Annotated in this window: 1 protein-coding gene; it reads left to right on the top strand. The window is 33.7% G+C overall.

All coding sequences use genetic code 11. The features are described from left to right. Positions 1–919, top strand: a 919-nt coding sequence (locus D0T57_RS13515) for an RHS repeat domain-containing protein (RefSeq protein WP_304487053.1), incomplete at its 5' end; no start/stop codon positions are given. Positions 920–1129: the final 210 nt, after the last annotated feature.

The raw sequence follows: 1129 nt of genomic DNA, 5'->3' as shown, positions 1-1129 counted from the left end.
CTATATAGAAGACGATAAATACTATTTCTACTTAACCGATCACTTAGGCAATAACCGTGTAGTAGTAGACGAAGACGGCAATGTCGTACAGCAAAATGATTATTACCCATTCGGTATGGCATTTGCAGATAATGAGAACGAAGAAGTGCAGCCATACAAGTATAATGGAAAGGAGTTGGATAGGAAGCATGGGCTGAATTGGTATGATTATTCTGCGCGGTATTATGATAGTACAGTGCCACGGTTTACAACGGTTGATCCGCTGGCAGAGAAGTATTATAGTATTAGTCCGTATGTGTATTGCCTGAATAATCCGTTGAAATTTATTGATCCGGACGGAAAAGAGGCTAAAGAAAAACCTATTAAATTATTTAGTCCAAAAGATGACAGCAAGTTCTCAAAATCAGCTGATAATTTTAAATATAAAACAGGAGATAATATTTTTTATGTTTTTGCTCACGGATCCACAGGCTCATTAGCATATTATGATGGGGAAAAAACTCAATCCGCGACAAATCCGAAAAAAATAAATGAGATTTTATCAGAAAAAAGTCCTGAATGGAAAAATGCAATGGAACAGAATCAAGAGATAACATTAATATTATATGTTTGTGATACAGGTAACGAGGATTTAAATAGCAATCCAATAGCTAAAAGAATATCAGAAGAATATGAAAATGTTACAGTTTATGGTGCTAATGGATATTCAACGACAATCGACTTAGGGCCATTTGGAGCTTATGAGATAGGTATTCAACCTGTTAATAAGGAAGGAAAAACAAATGAAGGTACAGGTGCATTTAATATATACCAAAAAGGTCAAAATATAGGAACAAAAGAGTTTGATTATCCAAAGATAGGTTATATTTTAGATGCATTATTTGGGGAAGAAAAAAAGAAAAACAAAAATGAAAAATAATATTGTAAAAAATATTATATTGGTGATACTAAGTATCTTAATCACCTCTTGCATTGTAATCCTTCGGTCTGCCTCATCTTTTACAAGATTTATATAGTTTTTACCTTTGCTGAGAGAGTTAACGATAAATTAAGGAGCCATCAGTTTCTGCAAAATAAAAAACAAACGAGACAACTTCCCGGAACCAGGCTATCTAAAGGTCAGGCCTAT

Origin of the sequence: Dysgonomonas sp. 511, from assembly GCF_010501105.1 — a bacterium.
Lineage (GTDB): Bacteria > Bacteroidota > Bacteroidia > Bacteroidales > Dysgonomonadaceae > Dysgonomonas.
The sequence above is the reverse complement of the archived record's forward strand: the minus strand, read 5'-3'. Positions and strand labels throughout refer to the sequence as shown.